This is a genomic window from Bradyrhizobium sp. JR4.3, assembly GCF_040547695.1.
Lineage (GTDB): Bacteria > Pseudomonadota > Alphaproteobacteria > Rhizobiales > Xanthobacteraceae > Bradyrhizobium > Bradyrhizobium canariense.
In genome coordinates this window covers 1-19078 of record NZ_JBEPQF010000027.1, presented here as the reverse complement: position 1 = coordinate 19078, position 19078 = coordinate 1, and the positions used below count along the sequence as shown (strand labels likewise).

18 protein-coding genes are annotated in these 19078 nt (G+C 63.8%); 5 read left to right on the top strand and 13 right to left on the bottom strand.

All coding sequences use genetic code 11. The features are described from left to right. Positions 1 to 3 precede the first annotated feature (3 nt). Entirely contained in the window at positions 4 to 1116 is a 1113-nt protein-coding gene (locus tag ABIB91_RS31320; protein WP_354170268.1) for a hypothetical protein, read from the bottom strand. After that, positions 1116 to 2552: an MBOAT family O-acyltransferase gene (locus tag ABIB91_RS31315; RefSeq protein WP_354170266.1), complete on the bottom strand. Its 1437-nt coding sequence runs from the start codon at positions 2550 to 2552 to the stop codon at positions 1116 to 1118. The genes ABIB91_RS31320 and ABIB91_RS31315 overlap by 1 nt, the downstream gene beginning before the upstream one ends. A gap of 334 nt (positions 2553 to 2886) precedes the next feature. Here ABIB91_RS31315 and ABIB91_RS31310 point away from each other — a divergent pair, with 334 nt between their 5' ends. Then, a complete protein-coding gene (locus ABIB91_RS31310; protein WP_354170264.1) occupies positions 2887 to 4992 on the top strand; it encodes a S9 family peptidase in 2106 nt (701 codons plus the stop codon). Positions 4993 to 5185: 193 nt separating this feature from the next. Here the strand turns inward: ABIB91_RS31310 and ABIB91_RS31305 are convergent, their stop codons facing one another. Genes ABIB91_RS31305 through ABIB91_RS31285 form a run of 5 tightly spaced genes read right to left on the bottom strand, consistent with a single transcriptional unit; the run spans position 5186 to position 10302 of the window. Then, on the bottom strand, positions 5186 to 5905 hold the full coding sequence (locus ABIB91_RS31305; protein ID WP_354127117.1) for a ribonuclease activity regulator RraA: 720 nt from the start codon (positions 5903 to 5905) through the stop codon (positions 5186 to 5188). An 11-nt stretch (positions 5906 to 5916) separates the two neighbouring features. Continuing rightward, on the bottom strand, positions 5917 to 7656 hold the full coding sequence (araD, locus tag ABIB91_RS31300) for an L-arabinonate dehydratase (protein ID WP_354170262.1): 1740 nt from the start codon (positions 7654 to 7656) through the stop codon (positions 5917 to 5919). Next, the gene (locus ABIB91_RS31295; RefSeq protein ID WP_354170260.1) at positions 7653 to 8510 is read right to left on the bottom strand and encodes an ABC transporter permease; all 858 of its coding nucleotides are present in this window, start codon (positions 8508 to 8510) and stop codon (positions 7653 to 7655) included. The genes araD and ABIB91_RS31295 overlap by 4 nt, the downstream gene beginning before the upstream one ends. Positions 8511 to 8521: 11 nt before the next feature. Further along, a complete protein-coding gene (locus ABIB91_RS31290; protein ID WP_354170258.1) occupies positions 8522 to 9283 on the bottom strand; it encodes an ABC transporter ATP-binding protein in 762 nt (253 codons plus the stop codon). Then, positions 9283 to 10302, bottom strand: coding sequence for an ABC transporter substrate-binding protein (locus ABIB91_RS31285; RefSeq protein WP_354170256.1), 1020 nt, complete (start codon positions 10300 to 10302; stop codon positions 9283 to 9285). The genes ABIB91_RS31290 and ABIB91_RS31285 overlap by 1 nt, the downstream gene beginning before the upstream one ends. A 94-nt stretch (positions 10303 to 10396) precedes the next feature. Between ABIB91_RS31285 and ABIB91_RS31280 the strand changes: the two genes are divergently transcribed. From ABIB91_RS31280 to ABIB91_RS31270, 3 genes are all read left to right on the top strand, one after another. Next, positions 10397 to 11113 carry a GntR family transcriptional regulator gene (locus ABIB91_RS31280; RefSeq protein WP_354170254.1) on the top strand — a complete coding sequence of 239 codons (717 nt, stop codon included), beginning with the start codon at positions 10397 to 10399 and terminating at the stop codon, positions 11111 to 11113. 202 nt (positions 11114 to 11315) lie between these two features. Next, positions 11316 to 11744 (top strand): response regulator, encoded by a 429-nt coding sequence (locus tag ABIB91_RS31275; protein WP_007598964.1) that lies wholly within the window; start codon positions 11316 to 11318, stop codon positions 11742 to 11744. Continuing rightward, positions 11722 to 15315: a PAS domain S-box protein gene (locus tag ABIB91_RS31270; RefSeq protein ID WP_354170251.1), complete on the top strand. Its 3594-nt coding sequence runs from the start codon at positions 11722 to 11724 to the stop codon at positions 15313 to 15315. The genes ABIB91_RS31275 and ABIB91_RS31270 overlap by 23 nt, the downstream gene beginning before the upstream one ends. Positions 15316 to 15437: 122 nt before the next feature. Here ABIB91_RS31270 and ABIB91_RS31265 read toward each other — a convergent pair whose 3' ends face one another. Next, entirely contained in the window at positions 15438 to 16073 is a 636-nt protein-coding gene (locus ABIB91_RS31265; protein WP_007598960.1) for a response regulator transcription factor, read from the bottom strand. A 150-nt stretch (positions 16074 to 16223) separates the two neighbouring features. Here ABIB91_RS31265 and ABIB91_RS31260 point away from each other — a divergent pair, with 150 nt between their 5' ends. Beyond that, positions 16224 to 16514, top strand: coding sequence for a hypothetical protein (locus tag ABIB91_RS31260; RefSeq protein WP_354170249.1), 291 nt, complete (start codon positions 16224 to 16226; stop codon positions 16512 to 16514). Between the two features lie 57 nt (positions 16515 to 16571). Here ABIB91_RS31260 and ABIB91_RS31255 read toward each other — a convergent pair whose 3' ends face one another. From ABIB91_RS31255 to ABIB91_RS31235, 5 genes are all read right to left on the bottom strand, one after another. Then, positions 16572 to 17075, bottom strand: a complete 504-nt coding sequence (locus ABIB91_RS31255; protein ID WP_354170247.1) for a response regulator — start codon at positions 17073 to 17075, stop codon at positions 16572 to 16574. Between the two features lie 141 nt (positions 17076 to 17216). After that, positions 17217 to 17534, bottom strand: coding sequence for a hypothetical protein (locus tag ABIB91_RS31250; protein WP_007598957.1), 318 nt, complete (start codon positions 17532 to 17534; stop codon positions 17217 to 17219). A 2-nt stretch (positions 17535 to 17536) separates the two neighbouring features. Next, positions 17537 to 18418 (bottom strand): CheR family methyltransferase, encoded by an 882-nt coding sequence (locus tag ABIB91_RS31245; RefSeq protein ID WP_007598956.1) that lies wholly within the window; start codon positions 18416 to 18418, stop codon positions 17537 to 17539. Between the two features lie 59 nt (positions 18419 to 18477). Continuing rightward, the gene (locus ABIB91_RS31240; protein ID WP_007598955.1) at positions 18478 to 18864 is read right to left on the bottom strand and encodes a response regulator; all 387 of its coding nucleotides are present in this window, start codon (positions 18862 to 18864) and stop codon (positions 18478 to 18480) included. 31 nt (positions 18865 to 18895) lie between these two features. Next, positions 18896 to 19078: chemotaxis protein CheW (locus ABIB91_RS31235; RefSeq protein WP_354170244.1), on the bottom strand; the 183-nt coding region annotated here is incomplete at its 5' end.

Sequence of the window (19078 nt, the reverse complement as noted above, 5' to 3'; positions counted from 1 at the left end):
GGGCTACGGCAGCGGCGGGATCCGATACGCCTCGACCTGCACCTTCAGCTCCTCCAGCGAGGCAAGCGGCGCCTTCGGATCCACCCGATATTCCCCACGCGCCAGCCACGACAGCACCTTCGCATCGACGATCGGCGAATGGTGGATGACGTCGCCGTAATTGTCGAGGTTATGCGTCACGTCCTTGATCGCCCGGAAATCGTAGAGGCGCACATTGGGAAGCTGCGTCAGGCGCTGCGCGATGACGGCGGTGAGGTCGGTAACGATCTTCAGCGTCGGAGGCGAAGCGTCGCGCATCGCGACGAACTGCAGGATCGAATAGGGCGGGAAGTAGATGTCGAAGGTCACGTCCGGATGGCGCGCGATCAGGCCGACGGCGTCATGCTCGAAATGCCGCACCATGGCGTCGTAGCGATAGCCTTCGCCGAGAAAGTGGCTGCGCACGGGATGGGTGATATAGGCGAAGGCCGCGAGCGTCCTTTTCGCATTATAGGCGCGCGCGACGTCGATATCGCGCGGCAGCGCATAGATGTCGTCGACGTCGGCCAACGCAAACTTGACGGGCAGATAAGGCGCGGCCCGGGTCAGCGGCTCCCGCAGCGGCGGAACCGACCGCAGCAATGCGAACAGGGATTCCTTCGCCATCGCCGCGCTGAACAGGTAGGACGCGATGCCCTTTGCCGTCCCGCGATAGAGATCGGCGGAGAGATAAGGATCGGTCTCGATGTCGGCCGCATCGACGAAAATAAAGTCGTCCATCGCCCAGATCACGCGCTTTGCGCCGCGGTCGATGGCCTGCTCCAGCACAAAACCCTGCTGGCGCGAATTGGACCCGGTCATCGCCAGCTTGAGCGAGTGCACGCCGAGCGCATGGTCGATGTCGCTCTGGCGGAAATGGATCGCGAGCGAGGTGCCCATGAAGGCGGCGTCGAACGGCTGGCTACGGATCAGCCCGGCATTCTGCACGCGCGTGTCATCGGAATAGAACGGCGCGACGAGGCGCGAGGGGCGAAACAGCTGCAGGGGATCGATGACATAGGTGAGCGCAGCCGCGCCCAGCACGCACGCGATGCTCGCGAGGAGAAGACGCCCTGGATGTGTGAACGCGCCTTGCATCAGAACCGGAAATAGATGAATTCGCTGTGGCTCTGGATACCCAAAATCCCGAACGCAAGCACCAGCGACGCACCATAGAGGACCAGCGGCCGCATCCGTCCGACCATCAGGCCGTCGCCGACCCTGCGATTGGCGTGGTCGTACCCCATGATTCCTTGCGTGTTCGGCGCCAGCCACACCAGCGCGGCATAAATTGCGACCATCACCGACGCCGCAATCTCCTCGCGGCCGAACACGATATTCGCCGGGTCGACCATCGCATTCAGAATCCGCATGGCCCAATCGACCCGCTCGGCCCGGAAGAATACCCAGGCGACAACGACGGCGAGAAAGGTCAGCACGGCCCCGGCGACGCGAGTTGGGCGCGCGAGCAATTTCGGAACATTCGGCACCCGCGCGTTGAAGGCGTGATTGATACAGAGATAGGCGCCGTGCAGCGCGCCCCAAATGACAAACGTCCAGGCCGCGCCATGCCAGAGCCCGCCGAGCAGCATCGTGAGCAGCAAGTTGACGTAGCGCAGCACGCGGCCGCGCCTGTTGCCGCCGAGCGGGATGTAGAGATAGTCGCGCAGGAAGTGCGACAGCGTCATGTGCCAGCACCGCCAGAACTCGACGATGCTGGTGGCCTTGTAGGGCGAGTTGAAATTAACCGGAAGGAAGATGCCGAACATCAGCGATATCCCGATCGCCATGTCCGAATAGCCCGAGAAGTCGAAATAGAGCTGGAAGGTGTAGGCGAGGGAGCCAAGCCAGGCCTGATCAAAACTCGGCGCGCGCGCATCGAAGGCGAGCGCGACCAGCGGCTGGATTCCGTCGGCGAGGCACGTCTTCTTGAACAGGCCGATCGCGAAGATGATGAGGCCGCACAGGATCAGATGCGCATGCGGATGCTTAGTTTCCTCCCGCTCGAATTGCGGGATCATGTCCTTGTGGTGAAGGATCGGTCCGGCGATCAGATGCGGGAAGTATGTCACGAACAGCGCGTAGTGCGGCAGCGCGTAGGCCGCGACCTGCCCGCGCCAGGCATCGACCAGGAACGCGATCTGGGTAAAGGTGTAGAAGGAGATGCCGACCGGCAGCAGGATATGGACCGCGAAGTGCGTGCCGGCCAGCGCATTGATGTTCTCGGTGACAAAGCCGGCGTATTTGAAGATGCCAAGCACCAGGAGGTCGCCGGCGACGCCGAGGGCAAGGGCCGCCTTGCGTTGCGACGAAGTGAGCTTCGCCACGATGAGAAGATGGCCTATGCCATAGTTGAAGGCGATCGATATCAGCAACAGGGCCACGAACTGCCAATTGCCGATGGCATAAAAAGTGAGCGAGGCCGCCGCCAACCAGATCACCGGGGCCAGATTGCTGCGCCGCCCCAGCCAGAAATAGCCAGCCAGCGCGGCCGGCAGGAACAGCAGGATGAACGGGTAGGAATTGAACAGCATCAGGCTGGACCGGCGGCGGGGATTAGGAAGCCTAAAGCATAGAAGGGACCGATCAACAACCCGGCGACTTGACGCTATTCTGGCGCAGTCCTTGGCGCAGTGGCGCTGGCAATCCGTGGAATCGGGACGATATAAGGCAGGACGCATCTTCTCCCTCTCCCCGCCTGCGGGGAGAGGGTTGGGGTGAGGGGGAGTCTCCACGAGGACGGTGACAGCGAGACTCGCGGAGAGCCCCCCTCACCCGGATTGCATCTTCGATGCAATCCGACCTCTCCCCGCAAGCGGGGCGAGGTGAAGAAGAGGCCGCGCGCGAACGTGACATGATGAGGATCGAGTGACACAAGCCAAACCACCTTCCCAGCCCCCCGTCGCCCCGCGCCGGCCGCATTCCTTCACGCGGCACGGGATCACCGTGACCGATGACTATGCCTGGCTGAAGGACGAGAAATGGCAGGAGGTGCTGCGCGACCCCGCGGTGCTCGATCCCGACATCCGCAAATATCTCGACGCAGAAAATGGCTACACCGAGAGCCTGCTCGGCCATACCGCAGCCCTGCAGAAGACGCTGGTGCGCGAGATGCGGGGGCGGATCAAGGAGGACGATTCCAGCGTGCCGTCGCCGGATGGTCCCTTCGCCTATTTCCGCAAGTTCCGCGAAGGCGGCCAGCACGAGCTGTTCGGCCGCATGCCGCGCGATGGCGGCGAGGGCCACATCGTGCTCGATGGCGACGCGCTCGCCAAGGACCACACATATTTCAAATTCGGCGGCAGCCGGCACTCGAACGACCACAGGCTGCAGGCCTGGAGCGCCGACACCAAGGGCTCGGAATATTTCTCCATCCGCGTGCGCGACTGGACGACCGGAAAGGACCTCGACGACGTCGTCGAGGAGACCGACGGCGGCGTGGTCTGGAGCAAGGATGCGACGTCGTTCTTCTACGTGAAGCTCGACGACAATCATCGCCCCATGCAGGTGTGGCGGCATAAGCTCGGCACCGGGCAGGCCGACGACACGCTGGTCTACGAAGAGCAGGATTCCGGCTGGTTCACCCATCTGCACGAGAGCACCAGCGGGCGCTTCTGCGTCATCGCGGGCGGCGACCACGAGACCTCCGAGCAGCGGCTGATCGACCTCGCCCATCCGGACGCACCGCCGCGCCTCGTCGCGGCACGCGAGGAAGGCGTGCAATACTCGCTCGCCGACCGTGGCGACGAACTCTTCATCCTGACCAATGCCGACGACGCGATCGACTTCAAGATCGTCACCGCACCGCTGGCATCACCCGAGCGCAAGAACTGGCGCGATCTGATCCCGTATCGCCCGGGCATCTACATCATCGATCTCGATCTCTATGCCGGCCACATGGTGCGGCTGGAGCGCGCCAATGCGCTGCCGTCCATCGTGATCCGCGACCTCGCCTCGAACGAGGAGCACGCCATCGCCTTCGACGAAGCGGCCTATTCGCTGGATACGATGGGCTCCTACGAATTCGAGACGACGAATTTGCGTTTCGCCTATTCGTCGATGACGACGCCGTCGGAAGTCTATGACTACGACATGGTCAAGCGGACGCGTACCCTGCGCAAGCGGCAGGAGATTCCGTCCGGCCACAATGCGAGCGACTACGTTACGACGCGCATCATGGCGAAGGCGCATGACGGCGCCGAGGTGCCGGTCTCGATCCTCCATCGCCGCGGGCTCACGCTCGACGGCGCGGCGCCGCTGCTGCTCTACGGCTACGGCTCCTACGGCATGGCGATGCCGGCTTCGTTCAGCGCCAACCGGCTGTCGCTGGTCGATCGCGGCTTCGTTTATGCCATCGCCCATATCCGCGGCGGCGCCGACAAGGGCTGGGGCTGGTATCTCGATGGCAAGCGCGAGAAGAAGACCAACTCGTTCGACGACTTCGCCGCCAGCGCCCGCGCACTGATCGATGCGAAGTACACCAGCGCAAAGCGCATCATCGGTCACGGCGGCTCGGCCGGCGGCATGCTGATGGGGGCGGTCGCCAACCGCGCCGGAGAATTGTTCGCCGGCATCGTCGCCGAAGTGCCGTTCGTCGACGTGCTCAACACCATGCTTGACGACACGCTGCCGCTGACGCCGCCGGAATGGCCGGAATGGGGCAACCCGATCGAGAGCGAAAAGGATTTCCGCACCATCCTGTCGTATTCGCCCTACGACAATGTCGCGGCGAAGGACTATCCCGCGACCCTGGCAATGGGCGGATTGACCGATCCGCGCGTCACCTACTGGGAGCCCGCCAAATGGATCGCGCGCCTGCGCGCGACTATGAGCGGTGGCGGCCCGGTGTTGCTGCGCACCAACATGGGCGCCGGCCACGGCGGCGCCTCGGGACGCTTCAACCGGCTCGATGAAGTCGCGATCGTCTATGCGTTCGCGCTGTGGGCGGCTGGGATGGCGGAGGCCGGGGTGTAGGCGTTCATATGCCTCCCCATCGTCGTCCCGGCGAAAGCCAGGACCCATACCGCGTGATCTATCCGAAGAAGGTCGGTGTCAGTACCGCGCGAAAACACGACAATTCCGGGTCTTCGCCAAATTACTCCCTGGGGTAATGGGTCCTGGCTTTCGCCAGGACGACGACAGAGATTGTGGGACGAGTTGTCGGCCTTTACCTTCCGTTCGCCTTCCGCCATGCGGCGAAGTCGGTCAGCGTCTGCGGGTCCGTCGCCGGATAGAGACCGAAAATGCCGCGGCCCTTGTTGACTTCTTCGGTGACGAAGTCCTCGAACGCGGTCATCTCGAAGGTCTCGTTGGCGATCTCGTCAGCAAGATGCGCGGGAATCACGATCACGCCGTCGCTGTCGCCAAGAATGACGTCGCCGGGAAACACCGGCGCGTCACCGCAGCCGATCGGCACGTTGATTTCGATGGCTTGATGCAGCGTCAGATTGGTCGGTGCGCTCGGGCGGTGGTGGTAGGCGGGGATCCCCAGCTTGGCGATCTCGGCCGAGTCACGGAAACCGCCATCAGTGACGACACCGGCGACACCGCGCTTCATCAAGCGCGTGACCAGGATCGCACCGGCGGAAGCGGCGCGCGCGTCCTTGCGGCTGTCCATCACCAGCACGCTGCCTGGCGGGCAATCCTCGACCGCCTTGCGCTGCGGATGGGAGCGGTCCTTGAAAACGTCGATGGTGTTGAGATCCTCGCGCGCCGGCATGTAACGCAGCGTGAAGGCTTCACCGACCATGGTCGGCTGATTGGCGCCGAGCGGGTGCACATCCTGGATCATCTGGATGCGCAGGCCGCGCTTGAACAGCGCTGTGGCGACGGTGGCGGTGGAGACGGATTTGAGCTTGTTGCGGGTGGCTTCGGTAAGTTTCGTCATTTTCACGCTCTCTAGTAAATCGAGGGCTCGCCGATCGGCGCGCCGAAATCGGTCTCGAGGAAGTCGAAATCGCAGCCGTCATTGGCCTGCTTGATGTGCTTGGTGAACATCCAGCCATAGCCGCGCTCGAACCGGCGCTCGGGCTGCTTCCAGGCGGCGCGGCGCTTGTCGAGCTCGGCCTCCGACACGTCGAGATTGATGGTGCGGGCCGCGACATCGAGCGTGATGCGGTCGCCGTTCCGCACCAGCGCCAGCGGACCGCCGATATAGGATTCCGGCGAGACGTGCAGGATGCAGGCGCCGTAGCTGGTGCCGCTCATGCGCGCATCCGAGATACGCACCATGTCACGCACGCCCTGCTTCACGAGCTTAGTCGGGATCGGCAGCATGCCCCATTCCGGCATGCCCGGTCCGCCCTGCGGCCCCGCATTGCGCAAGATGAGAATGTGGTCTTCGGTGACGTCGAGATCGGGATCGTCGACCGCCTTCTTCATCGACGGATAATCGTCGAACACCAGCGCAGGCCCAGTGTGCTTGAGGAAGCGCGGCGCGCAGGCGCTCGGCTTGATGACGCAGCCGTCGGGCGCGAGATTGCCCTTGAGCACGGCGAGCGCGCCTTCCTTGTAGATGGGATTGTCGATCGAGCGGATCACGTCGTCATTGTGGACCTCGGCCTGCGCGATGTTCTCGCCGAGAGTCTTGCCGGTGACGGTGATGCAATCGAGATGCAGATGCGGCTTGATCTGCCCCATCAGCGCCGGCAGGCCGCCGGCATAGAAGAAGTCCTCCATCAGATAGGTATCACCGCTCGGCCGCACATTGGCGATGACAGGCACCTTGCGGCTCGCAATCTCGAAATCGTCGAGACCGATGTCGAGACCGGCGCGGCGAGCCTGCGCGATCAGATGGATGATCGCATTGGTCGAACAGCCCATCGCCATCGCCACTGCGATCGCGTTCTCGAACGCCTTGCGGGTCTGGATCGTCTTCGGCGTCAGATCTTCCCAGACCATCTCGACGATGCGGCGACCGCATTCGGAGGCCATGCGGATGTGGTTGGCATCGGCGGCGGGAATCGAGGAGGCGCCCGGCAGCGTCATGCCGATCGCCTCGGCAATCGCGGTCATGGTGGAAGCCGTGCCCATCGTCATGCAGGTGCCGTAGCTGCGCGCAATGCCAGCTTCGATGTCGAGCCAGTCCTTCTCGGAGATTTTTCCGGCGCGGCGCTCGTCCCAATATTTCCAGCCGTCCGAGCCCGAGCCGAGCGTCTTGCCCTTCCAATTGCCGCGCAGCATCGGGCCGGCCGGCAGATAGATCGCCGGAATGTTCATCGATGTCGCGCCCAGCAGCAGCGCCGGCGTGGTCTTGTCGCAGCCGCCCATCAGCACCACGCCGTCAACGGGATGGCTGCGCAGCAGCTCCTCCGCGTCCATCGCCAGCAGATTGCGATAAAGCATCGTGGTCGGCTTCAAGAGCGATTCCGACAGCGACAGCGCCGGCAGCTCCAGCGGCAGGCCGCCGGCCATCAGGATGCCGCGCTTGACGTCATCGACACGCGACTTGAAGTGCATGTGGCAGGGCTGCGCGTCCGACCAGGTGTTGAGGATCGCGATGATCGGGCGGTCCTTCCACTCCTCCGGCGCGTAGCCCATCTGCATGGTACGGGAGCGATGGCCGAACGAGCGGAGATCGTCGGGTGCGAACCAGCGCGCGCTGCGGAGCTGGTCGGGCGTTAGTTTCTTCTTGGTCATGATTGGGTGCCCCATTTCTGCACGGTGTTCCGCTCGATGGCGCGGAAGATCAGGTTCTCGACAAAAAGCCCGATGATGATCACCGTCAAGAGGCCGGCGAAGACCGCAGGTATGTCGAGGAGGTTGCGGTTTTCGAAGATGAACCAGCCGAGCCCGCCCTGCCCCGACGACACGCCGAACACCAACTCGGCCGCGATCAGCGTGCGCCAGGCGAAAGCCCAGCCGATCTTGAGACCGGTCAGGATCGAGCCGAACGCCGCGGGGATGAGGATTTTCGCCACGTAGGGCAATCCGCGCAGGCCGTAATTGCGGCCGACCATCCGCAGCGTGTTGGACACGCTCTTGAAGCCGGAATGGGTGTTGAGCGCGACCGGCCACAGCACCGAATGGATCAGCACAAACACCAGACTGCCATTGCCGAGACCGAACCAGATCAAAGCGAGCGGCAACAGCGCGATCGCCGGCAACGGATTGAACATCGCCGTGACCGTCTCGAGGAAATCGGTGCCGATACGGGTCGAGATCGCGAGCACGGTGAAGATCGCGGCCAGCACAATGCCGGCCGAATAGCCCATGAACAGCACTTTGAGCGAAGCCCAGGCGCGCATCGGGATGGTGCCGTCCTTCACACGCTCGAACATCGTGATGACGGTGTCGTGCAGCGTCGGAAACAGCAGGGGATTGTCGAGGGTGAGGCCGTAGGCCTCCCAGACCGCCGCGAGGAACAGGATAATGACGGCCTTGCGGACAAAACCGTCGTTCCACAACAGCTCAAGCACACTCAGCTTGCGCTCGACCTCGGCTGCGCTGCCGGCGACCGGCGCCTCACGCAGCAATATTCTCGCTTCGCCCATGAGAGCCTCCTTCAATGCGCCGTTGCTTCGGAGGCGAACAGGAGATCGTGAATCTCCTTCTCGAGCCGGCCGGCACTGCCATCGTCATTGGAGACCTTGTCGACGTCGACCACCTCGGCCTTGACGCGGCCGGGATGCGGCGACAGCAGCAGGATGCGGTTGCCGATGCGGATGGCCTCCGCAATCGAGTGGGTCACGAACAGCACGGTGAATTTGGTCTCACTCCAGAGATGGAGCAGCTCGTCCTGGCAGGTCCGGCGCGTCAGCGCGTCGAGCGCGGCGAACGGCTCGTCCATCAGCAGGATATCAGGCTCCATCGCCATGCCGCGTGCGATCGCGACGCGCTGCTTCATACCGCCGGAGAGCGTGTGCGGATAGGCATCGACGACGCGTGTCAGGCCGACCTTCTCGATATAGGCCCGCGCCCGCGCTTCGGCGTCCTTCCGCGACAATTTTCGCGCGGTCAGCAGCGGAAACATCACGTTGGCCAGCACGCTCTTCCAGGGCAGCAGCTGGTCGAACTCCTGGAAGATCATCATGCGATCGGCGCCGGGACCGTGGATCTCGCGGTCGTTGATGGTCATGCGGCCTTCGCTCGGGCTCATATAGCCGCCGACGGCCTTGAGCAGGGTCGACTTGCCGCAGCCGGACGGTCCGAGCAGCACGAAGCGATCGGACCTGTCGACGGTGAAGCTCACCCTTTCCGTGGCGGTGACGACGGCGCTGGAGGTCTTGTAGCGCAGCGTCACGGAGCTGACGTCGAGCAGCGCCATCAGTTGCCCTTCAGGTCGTGGGCGACGGGGAGATAGTAATCGGTCCAGGCCTTGGGCTGAGTCTTCAGCGTGCCGGTCTTGAACAGATGGGCGGCGAATTTCATCGTGCCCTGCGGTTCGAGATTCCACTCCATCATGCCGGGCTCCTTCAGGAGTTCGAGCAGCTCTTCCACCGAGGTCTTGTCGCCGGTGATCTCCTTGTAGATCTCGACCGCCTGTTTGGTGTCGCTGCGGATCAGATCCTGCGCTTCTTTGGTTGCATCGCGCACGGCCTGGATGATTTTCGGGTTGGCATCGGCAAATTTCGTGGTGGTGAAGAACTGCGCCTGGCTGAGCGGGCCGCCCATCACGTCAGGCGACGACAGCACGACATGTGCGCCCGGCACGTTCTTCAGCTCCAGGAACGAAAAGGGCGGAATCGAGAAGTGGGTGTGCACCTCGTGCTTGGCGTTGGACAGCGCCGCATAGGCGTCGGGATGACCGAGCTGCACCGTGTTGACGTCCAGCTTCGACCATTGGTCGGCACCAAAGGCTTCGGCAGCGGCAATCTGGAGCACGATCGCCTGGGTCGAGACTCTTACGGTCGGCACCGCGATCTTGTCGCCGGGGCCGAAATCCCTAATCGACTTGATGTTGGCGTCACGGCTGATCAGCGTCATCGGCTGTGCCGAGGTCGCGACGATGCCCTTGACGCCGCCACGGGTGCGGTCCCACAGCAGCAGCAGATTGCCGGTGCCGGTGTTGAGGATGTCGACGCCGCCCGCAAGCAGCGCATCGGTCTGCGCACCGCCGCCGGAGAAGGTGACCCATTTGGTGGTGACACCCGCGACCCCGAGCTGAGCTGCGTGCTTCTCGATCAGCTTCTGCTTTTCCATGATGTGGCTCGGCATGTAGAAAATGCCGGGCTGGCGCGACAGCGAGATCTCGGATTTTTGCTGCGCGTTCGCGGGCGAAACCGTCAGCGCCGATGCGGCGATCAGGGCGATGGCCGTGAAGCCACACTGCAATTGCTTGATCATTGTTGTTCGTTTCCTCCGGCCGCCATTGACGAGCGATCCCGCTAATGCACTAATGTATTAGTGCATCAAGGGCAAGGTGGCCGGAGCTCTTCGCATGGAACCAGCCCACCCTGCGCCCCGCAGGATCACCCGCCCCGGCGCGCGGCTCGACCGGGCCCGGCAGGCCGCGCCGCAAGTGTTCGAGCGGCTGCGCAACGCCATTCTTGCGCTCGAACTGCCGCCGGGGTCGCCGCTGTCGCGCACGGATCTCGCCGCACAATTCGGCGTCAGCTCGACGCCGATCCGCGACGCCTTGATGCGGCTGGAGGAAGAAGGGCTGGTCGACGTGTTTCCGCAGCACGCCACCGTCGTCAGCCGGGTCGATGTCGGTCGGGCCGAGCAGGCCCATTTCCTGCGCCAGGCGCTGGAGCTCGAAATCGTGCGGCTGCTCGCGCAGCAGCACGGCGAAGCCCTGGTCATACGCCTCGACCACACGATCGCGCTCCAGCAGCAATTCGCCAAGGCCGGAAACTTCCAGAGCTTCATCGCCGGCGACAATGATTTTCACGCGCAGCTTTATGCCGCGGCCGGCAAGCAGGAACTCTGGACGCTGGTGCGCAGCCGCAGCGGACATATCGACCGGCTGCGCCGGCTGCATCTGCCCTCACCCGGCAAGGCCCAGAACATCGTCCGCCACCACAAGCTGATCACGCGCGCGATCGAGGCCGGCGACGCCGATGCTGCGCAACAGCATCTGCGGAAGCACCTGTCGGGCGCGTTGAGCGAGCTCGACACGATCCGAAGCCACTATCCGGAATATTTGACCGACTAGGCCCTATGGCGCGCGGTTGTCGCGAGCGCTTGTGCACGTCACCGTGCATAAGTTGGCGCAAACCGAGTTCGCCTTTTGCGAGCAATCGTCGGATCGATGGCGAAGTGCTTGCAGGCCGGATGCAATCCGCGCAACAATTTCAGAGTTGATGGTTTGATTTGCGGTCGCTGGGAAAACCCATCCAGCCCGGAGGATACCAGACGTGGCCAACATCCTGATCGTGGATGACGACCCGGCCGTGCAGATGACGATCCGGCTGCTCCTGGAGAGGGCCGGTCATCATGTCACCGTCGCCGGAGACGGCCGCAAGGGACTTGCGCTGTTCGAAGCCGGCCAGTTCGACCTTCTGTTTCTCGACATCTTCATGCCCGGCATGGACGGCCTGGAGACGATGCGCCACGTCCGGGCGCTGCAGCCGGCGATTCCGATCGTCGTCATTTCCGGCCGTTCGTCCGCGCCGGATGCCCATGCGGAGCCGGACTTTCTCAAGATGGCGACCAAGCTCGGCGCGGTGGCAAGCTTGCAGAAGCCGTTCCGGGCCGACGCGCTGCTCGCCGCCGTCGCCGGCTGCCTGGACGCGGCGCGGACGGCGTCGGCGAGGAATCCGGATGTCAGCACCGGCCGCCGATGACAAGAACCTTCATTCTGTTCCAACCGAGCACGAGCGCGGCCATTCAGGAAGCGGTGCAAATTTCGCCATGACCCTCGCTACGCGGCTCGCCATCGCGATGATCCTGCTGGTGGCGGTCACCGTGGCCGCGGTCGGCTGGCTCGGCTATCGCAACATCACCCAGGCCGTGATTCCGCGGGTCCTGGAACGGATCGAAGCCCAGTCGAGCCTGCTGGCCACCCATCTTGAATCTTATGTGGCCGGCGCTCGTGGCGATCTGCTCGGTTATCGCTCCGCCGCTGCCATCAATGGCATGATCCGCGCTCATATCGGTGGAGGCATCGACGCTGTCGACGGCGTTTCGGAGCAAACCTGGCGCGAGCGCATCGCCACGCGGTTCGCAGCCGAGATCGACGCGAAGCCGAGCTACGGGCAATTTCGAATTATCGGCCTTGACGACGACCAGCGCGAACTGGTCCGCGTCGATCGCGCCGGCCCGAACGGAGCAGCACGGATTGTCCCCAACGACGAACTGGAACGCAAGAGCGACCGAACCTACTTCCAGGAGACGATTCGATTGGCGCCGGGCGACATCTATGTTTCGCCCATCGATCTCGCCACCCGGCAGGGAGGAACCACGGACCCTCACATTCCCACGATGCGCGTCGCGACGCCGCTGTTCACGCCTGATGGCAAGCCGTTCGGCATCGTCATCGCCAATATCGACATGCGTCCCGCGCTCGACCGCATCCGCTCGACCGCGAGCGCAGGGGGAGAGATCTATGTCGTGAACTCGCGTGGCGACTATCTCGTCCATCCCGATCGCACGCGGGAATTCGGTGCATTGCATGGCAACGGCAACGATTGGCGTCGTGACTTTCCTTTCTTTGCAGCCCGGGCCGGCCTGCCGCAAGGTTCCACGCAGCTTACGAGCGACCAAGCGGGCCGGCCGAGTGGAGCGGCGATCGCACCGGCGCTGCTGGCCGGCAAGGAGTGGTTGGCTATCATCGAGACGGCCCCACCGTCGGTGTTCAGCCGCGTTCCGGCGGCCATTCAAAAAACCTCCTCGCTGGTCGGCCTGCTTGCTGTCCTTGCCGCAGCTTTGCTTGCGGTGCTGCTGGCGCGCTCATTGACATGGCCGATCGGGCGCCTGACTGCGGCGGTGGAGGCGATCGGCAGCGGACGGCACGCCGAGATTCCCGTCGATGCGAGCGGAGAGACGGGTGTGCTGGCGCGGGCATTCGCCCAAATGGTCGAAGAAACGAGAGCGAAGACGGCCGCTCTTGAGCGCGAGATCGAGGAGCATCGCCGCACCGAGGCCGCGCGAAGCCATCATGAAGCGCGCGAGCGCTTGTTCAGCGCCGCCGTCGAATCCTCCGACGACGCAATCGTGATGCAATCGCTCGACGCCATCATCACCGGCTGGAATGCCGCCGCCGAGCGCCTCTACGGCTACTCGGCGAATGAGGCGATTGGGAAATCCACCGCGATCATCGTCCCACCCGACCGACGCGAGCAAGGCAAGGACTATTTACGGCGGATCGCCGGAGGTGAACCGATCGAACGCTTCGAGACGGTGCGCCTGCGCAAGGATGGCACGCCGGTCGAGATCTCACTCAGCCTGTCGCCGATCAGGGGCCCATCGGGCGAGATCATCGGCGCCTCCGGCACCGCGCGCAGCCTGACCGAGGCGCGGCGGGCAGAGCGGGCGTTGCAGCAGCAGCTGGAGGAACGGCGACAGCTCTTCGACACCTCGCAGGATCTGATCATGGTGATGGACGCGCGCGGCCACATCGCGCAGATCAGTCCGAGCAGCGAGGCCATTCTCGGCTACCGGCCGGAGCAGATGATCGGCCGCAGCGGCGCCGATTTCATTCATCCGAGCCATCTCGACCGGTCCCGCGACGAGATGCGCGCGCTGCGGCGCGGCGAACGTCCGAGGCTCGCCGACACCCGCTGCTTCCACAAGAATGGCCACGAGGTCTGGCTGTCCTGGCTCGGCAGCTGGTCCGCCCAGGCAAAGCGCTACTTCTTCGTCGGGCGCGACATGACGGAGGCGAGGCTTGCACAGGAGTCCTTGCGGGAGAGCGAGCAACTTGCGCGCAACATCATCGAGACCTCGCTCGACGCGTTCACCCAGACAGACCACACCGGTGCCATCCTGAGCTGGAACTCGCAGGCCGAGAAGCTCTTCGGATGGACGCGTGAGGAGGCGATCGGCAAGAATGCGATTGAACTTTTTGTCGCCCCCACTGAGCGCGAAAGCGTCACGGCCAGACTGAAGCTCTTTCTCGAATCCGACCCATCGCTGGCTAATCCACGGCGCGAAGTTTTGGTGCGGCGGCGTGACGGCAAGGAATTCAAGGCCGAGCTCAGCGTCACGGCGCTCCGGCGACGCGAAGGTATCCTCTTCAATTCGTTCTACCGCGACCTGACCGACAAGATCACGGCCGACGAGCGCATCCGCCATGCCGAGAAGATGGAGGCGGTCGGCCAGCTCACCGGCGGCGTGGCGCACGACTTCAACAACATCCTCACCGTCATCACCGGAACGATCGAGATCCTGGCCGACGCGGTGGCCGGGGAGCCGGAGCTCGCGGCGATCACGAAGATGATCGACGAGGCCGCCGGGCGTGGCGCCGAGCTGACTCAGCACCTGCTGGCGTTTGCGCGCAAGCAGCCGCTCCAGCCGCGCGAAATCGACGTCAACGCGCTGATCATCGACACCGCGAAACTGTTGCGGCCGACGCTGGGCGAGCAGATCCATATCGAATCGGTGTTCGAGGACGAGAACTGCGTCGCGACCGTCGATCCAAGCCAGCTCACCACCGCGATCCTCAACCTCGCACTCAATGCCCGCGACGCCATGCCCGGCGGCGGCAAGCTGATCGTGGAGACGGGCGCGGCCTATCTCGACGAGGCCTATGCCAGCGTCAACGACGTCCCGCCGGGACACTACGTGCTGATCGCCGTGAGCGACACCGGCAGCGGAATTCCCGCCAACATGTTGGCCAGGGTGTTCGACCCCTTCTTCACCTCGAAGGGACCGGGCAAGGGCACCGGACTCGGGCTTTCGATGGTCTACGGCTTCATCAAGCAGTCCGCGGGCCATATCAAGATCTACAGCGAGGAAGGCCACGGCACCACGATCAAGATGTACCTGCCGCCCGGCAAGACGCCGACGGTGGTCGGCGAGGGCGTGACGCCGGCGACCATCGAGGGCGGACACGAGACGATCCTGGTGGTCGAGGACGACCGGCTGGTGCGCGACTACGTGCTGGCGCAGCTGCATTCGCTCGGTTACGTCACCTTGCAGGCTGCGAACGCCGCGGAGGCGCTCGCCATCGTCGCCGCCGGAAAACCGTTCGACCTCCTGTTCACCGACGTCATCATGCCCGGAAAGATGAACGGACGGCAGCTCGCCGACGAACTGCAGAGAACGCGTCCGGATCTCAAGGTGCTCTACACGTCCGGCTATACCGAGAACGCGATCATCCATCACGGCCGGCTGGATTCAGGCGTTCTGCTGCTGGCGAAGCCCTATCGCAAATCGGATCTGGCACGGACCATCCGCAAGGCGCTGAGCAGTTGATGGTGCGTCGGGCTGGGTGAGAACCCGTAGCCCGGGTGAGCGAAGCGATACCCGGGAACACTACGAGCCAAGTCCCGGATGTCGCTTTGCTCATCCGGGCTACGAAATGTCACCCACGGAATTTACGACGCGCGCTGCGCCGCGGTCATCACGATCCGGATCAGATCGGCGGCATTGCGCGCACCGAGCTTCTTCATGATGTTGGCGCGGTGGTCCTCGATGGTGCGCGGGCTGATGCCGAGCGTGCGGCCGGCCTCCTTGTTGGAGGCGCCGGCGGCAAACTGCTCGAGCACCTCGCGCTCCCTGCGCGTCAACGGCTCGCGCCCGGGGAAATGCAGCGAGCCGAACTTCGGCGCCGCGTTCTCCGACTGCCTGCGTGCATAAGCACCGATCGCCTCGTCCAGCCGGCCGACGATCTCGCTGCCGCGGAACGGCTTCTCGATGAAGTCGAGCGCGCCGCTCTTGATGGCCCCTACCGCCATCGCGATATCGCCCTGTCCGGAGATCATGAAGATCGGTGCCGGATAGTCCTCGCCGTGCAGCTCATTGAGAATATCGAGGCCCGACTTGCCGGGAATGTGCACGTCGAGCAGGACCGCTGCAGGTGTGCGGTTTCGCGCGACCGAGAGCAATGCTGCGCCGTCCGCAAAACAGATCACCTCATAGCCCGCCGCCTTCAACACCATCGACAAGGTGTCGCGAACGGCAGCGTCGTCGTCGACCACGAAGATTTCACCGCGAGAGCTTTGTTCGGCCATGTGCCACACATCCGGTTGGCATGAAGGACTCGCGTCCGCCCCAACCGTTATGGCGTTCGGCGCGGATTCGGCCCACCGTATTTGTACGGGACATGGACTTAACGCACAAGTAGCGGCAGGGCGCCTAATTGCGGAGGACGGAGAATATCCATGCTAAATTTGGCCGCTACGCCGCCTCTCGTCGCAATGCCCGAAGTCGATAGCCGTGAGCTGATTGCGGCTGACCTTCGCAAGCTGATCTCGCAGATCGAGACCAGCATGGGCCGGACGGCCACAACCATGGATCAAGAACACGGGAGCGATCCGGAAGGTTCCGCCGACGTCTTCGTACTCGACGATGTCACACTCCGGTATGCCACGGCGATCGCCGCTCTCGACGCCTGCCGGGCCGGCCTTGGCCACGCCCTGGAATGCCTGTGGGAAGCCGGCCGCACGGTGTAAATCGCGATCGCTGCGACGCGGCGACCGCATTGTTTCATCGCATGGCCGGCCCGCGGCTCAGGCGCGGTGCCGCTCCACGATCGCGTCGGTGGCGACGCCACCCCAGGTGTGGATCGCCGGCAGGCCCATCGCAGTCTTGCCGAGATTGGCGAGGCTGATGCGCAAAGCGGCCAGATCCAGCGGCTTGGGCAGGCTCTGGAGCTCGATCCCGACGGAACGGGCGAAGCTGCGGGCGGCGCTGCGGCGCTTGCCGTCCATGCCGCTGACGACGATCACGGCGCCGCCAAATTTCGCCTTCGCCATCTCGCCCAGCACGTCGATGCCGTCGCCATCCTCCAGCACGAGATCAAGTGTCACGCAATCGAAGCGCGCAGTGCGGAGTTTTTCGATCGCTTCGGCCACGGACGGCGCCACGGTGACTTCGTGGCCGGCCTGCTTGGCCGCGACCGTGATCAGGCTGCGCTGCGTGGCGTCGTCGTCGACCACCAGAAGCTGAAGCGCGCGCCGCTCGGCGCTGTCGGGCAGGTTTGACGGGAGAGGTGAGAAAGAGCTTCTGGGCATTACTGTATCCTGAGATTGAGACCGGCAATGGATACACGGTTCGCGCTTAGGCGATGTAAAGCCGCGACGGCAAATTCAGTCGGATGTTTCAGCAAATGTGAACCAACATCGCGGAAAACGGCGACGAGACGCACGTGAAGATCACGCCGCCTCGTCACGGCCCCCGGCCGCGCCGCGCTTCTTCCGGTTCTTGCCACGCAGGAATTGGATGTCCATTTCGACGCCGTTGACGCGCACCAGTTCGCAGCGGCGGTAGGCGAGGCCGGTGGACGACAGCAGCAGGAAGAACTCTTTGAGGTTCAGGCCCTGAATCGAGCCTTCCACCGTCAGGATGGCGTCGGTGTCGGAGATCGCGTTGAGCTTGCAGTCGCGGCGCCAAGTGCCGTCGATGGCCATGATGCAGACATCATAGCCGCGACTGAACGTCACGCGTTCCGCGCCCTTGCCATCCTCGGCCATGCCTATCGTCCTGCCATGACCGCGACGCGCGGCGCTGCGCCGGCAAGAGCCGGCTTGGCGGCCGCGGCACGCGCGTCGTTCGGCTTGTAGAGACCGCGCCGCTCCGGAATCGGCCTGAACGTATCGGTCAGTCCGACCACCGTTTCGGCCGCGCCCAGCACCAGGAAACCGTCTCCCTCGATCTGGCGAGCCAAGCGGTTGAAGATGTTGATCTTGGTGTCCTGGTCGAAATAGATCAGCACGTTGCGGCAGAAGATGACGTCGAAGGTGCCGAGCTGAGCGAAATCGTGCAGCAGATTGAGCTGCCGGTGCTGGATCATCGCCCGCAGCTCGGGATTGATCTGCCAGGTCTCGCCGGTCTGCTTGAAATATTTCATCAGCATCTGGATCGGCAGGCCGCGCTGCACTTCGAACTGGCTGTAGATGCCGGCCTTGGCCTTCTCGAGCACCTCCTGCGACAGGTCGGTGGCGATGATCTCGACGCGCCAGCCGGTCAGGGCCGCACCCATCTCCTTCAGGCTCATCGCCAGCGAATAGGGCTCCTGCCCGGTCGAGCCGGCGGCGCACCAGATGCGCACGCTGCGGCGGCCGGCGCGGGCCTTGATGATCTCCGGCATGATGGTGTCGCGGAAATGATCGAACGGGACCTTGTCGCGAAAGAAGAAGGTCTCGTTGGTGGTCATCGCCTCGACCACGCTGGTGACGAGCGCGCCCGAGCCAGCGCCTTGCAGCTTCTGCACGAGCTCGCCGATGCCGGAGATCCCGGCCTTGCGCGCCAGCGGCAACAGCCGGCTTTCAATCAGATATTGCTTGTCTGCGGACAGATCGAGCCCGGAATGATCCCTCAGGAACTTACGCAGATACTCATATTCGGTCGGGGTCACGGATGGGCCTCTCGGAAGCTGTACTGGGAACACTATGGCCGGAACACTCCGCCAGACACTCAGACCATGGCTTGTCCGACCGGGATCAAGCCGACTTCAGCAAATTTGTCGGCGATGATGTCCTTGTCGAAGGGCTTCATGATGTACTCGTTGGCGCCGCCGCTGAGCGCCTGAGCGATATGAGCCACGTTGTTTTCAGTGGTGCAGAACACGACCTTGGGCTGGTCGCCGCCCGGCAGGCGGCGCATGTGGCCCATGAACTCGAAGCCGTCCATCACCGGCATATTCCAGTCCAGCAGCACCGCGTCGGGCAGCTTGTGCTGACAGACCTCGAGCGCCTTGGAGCCGTCCTCGGCCTCCGTGACTTCGAATTCCAGGCCTTCCAGGATCCGGCGTGCGATCTTGCGCACGACGCTGGAATCATCGACCACCAAGCACGTCTTCATTTTGGTTCTCCGGCTTCGATGTTTTTGGGGCTCACGCAGCCATTTGCACTTCGGTTTTGAGCTCGAGGACGCGGTCGACGTCGAGGACGACCATGAGCTGGCCGTCGAGACGGTGGACGCCGCCGGCGAGCTTGGCCATGCGGGGGTCGAGATTGACGGGGTTTTCTTCCATGCCGTCCTCGGCGAGGCGCAGCACTTCGCCGATCTGGTCGAT

What these genes read in the sequence shown, in the direction of transcription:
- ABIB91_RS31320 (WP_354170268.1), bottom strand. Translation starts at nt 1,116, where the DNA reads ATGCAAGGCGCGTTCACACATCCAGGGCGTCTTCTCCTCGCGAGCATC.
- ABIB91_RS31315 (WP_354170266.1), bottom strand. Translation starts at nt 2,552, where the DNA reads ATGCTGTTCAATTCCTACCCGTTCATCCTGCTGTTCCTGCCGGCCGCG.
- ABIB91_RS31305 (WP_354127117.1), bottom strand. Translation starts at nt 5,905, where the DNA reads ATGACGAAACTTACCGAAGCCACCCGCAACAAGCTCAAATCCGTCTCC.
- araD (WP_354170262.1), bottom strand. Translation starts at nt 7,656, where the DNA reads ATGACCAAGAAGAAACTAACGCCCGACCAGCTCCGCAGCGCGCGCTGG.
- ABIB91_RS31295 (WP_354170260.1), bottom strand. Translation starts at nt 8,510, where the DNA reads ATGGGCGAAGCGAGAATATTGCTGCGTGAGGCGCCGGTCGCCGGCAGC.
- ABIB91_RS31290 (WP_354170258.1), bottom strand. Translation starts at nt 9,283, where the DNA reads ATGGCGCTGCTCGACGTCAGCTCCGTGACGCTGCGCTACAAGACCTCC.
- ABIB91_RS31285 (WP_354170256.1), bottom strand. Translation starts at nt 10,302, where the DNA reads ATGATCAAGCAATTGCAGTGTGGCTTCACGGCCATCGCCCTGATCGCC.
- ABIB91_RS31280 (WP_354170254.1), top strand. Translation starts at nt 10,397, where the DNA reads ATGGAACCAGCCCACCCTGCGCCCCGCAGGATCACCCGCCCCGGCGCG.
- ABIB91_RS31270 (WP_354170251.1), top strand. Translation starts at nt 11,722, where the DNA reads ATGTCAGCACCGGCCGCCGATGACAAGAACCTTCATTCTGTTCCAACC.
- ABIB91_RS31265 (WP_007598960.1), bottom strand. Translation starts at nt 16,073, where the DNA reads ATGGCCGAACAAAGCTCTCGCGGTGAAATCTTCGTGGTCGACGACGAC.
- ABIB91_RS31260 (WP_354170249.1), top strand. Translation starts at nt 16,224, where the DNA reads ATGCTAAATTTGGCCGCTACGCCGCCTCTCGTCGCAATGCCCGAAGTC.
- ABIB91_RS31255 (WP_354170247.1), bottom strand. Translation starts at nt 17,075, where the DNA reads ATGCCCAGAAGCTCTTTCTCACCTCTCCCGTCAAACCTGCCCGACAGC.
- ABIB91_RS31250 (WP_007598957.1), bottom strand. Translation starts at nt 17,534, where the DNA reads ATGGCCGAGGATGGCAAGGGCGCGGAACGCGTGACGTTCAGTCGCGGC.
- ABIB91_RS31240 (WP_007598955.1), bottom strand. Translation starts at nt 18,864, where the DNA reads ATGAAGACGTGCTTGGTGGTCGATGATTCCAGCGTCGTGCGCAAGATC.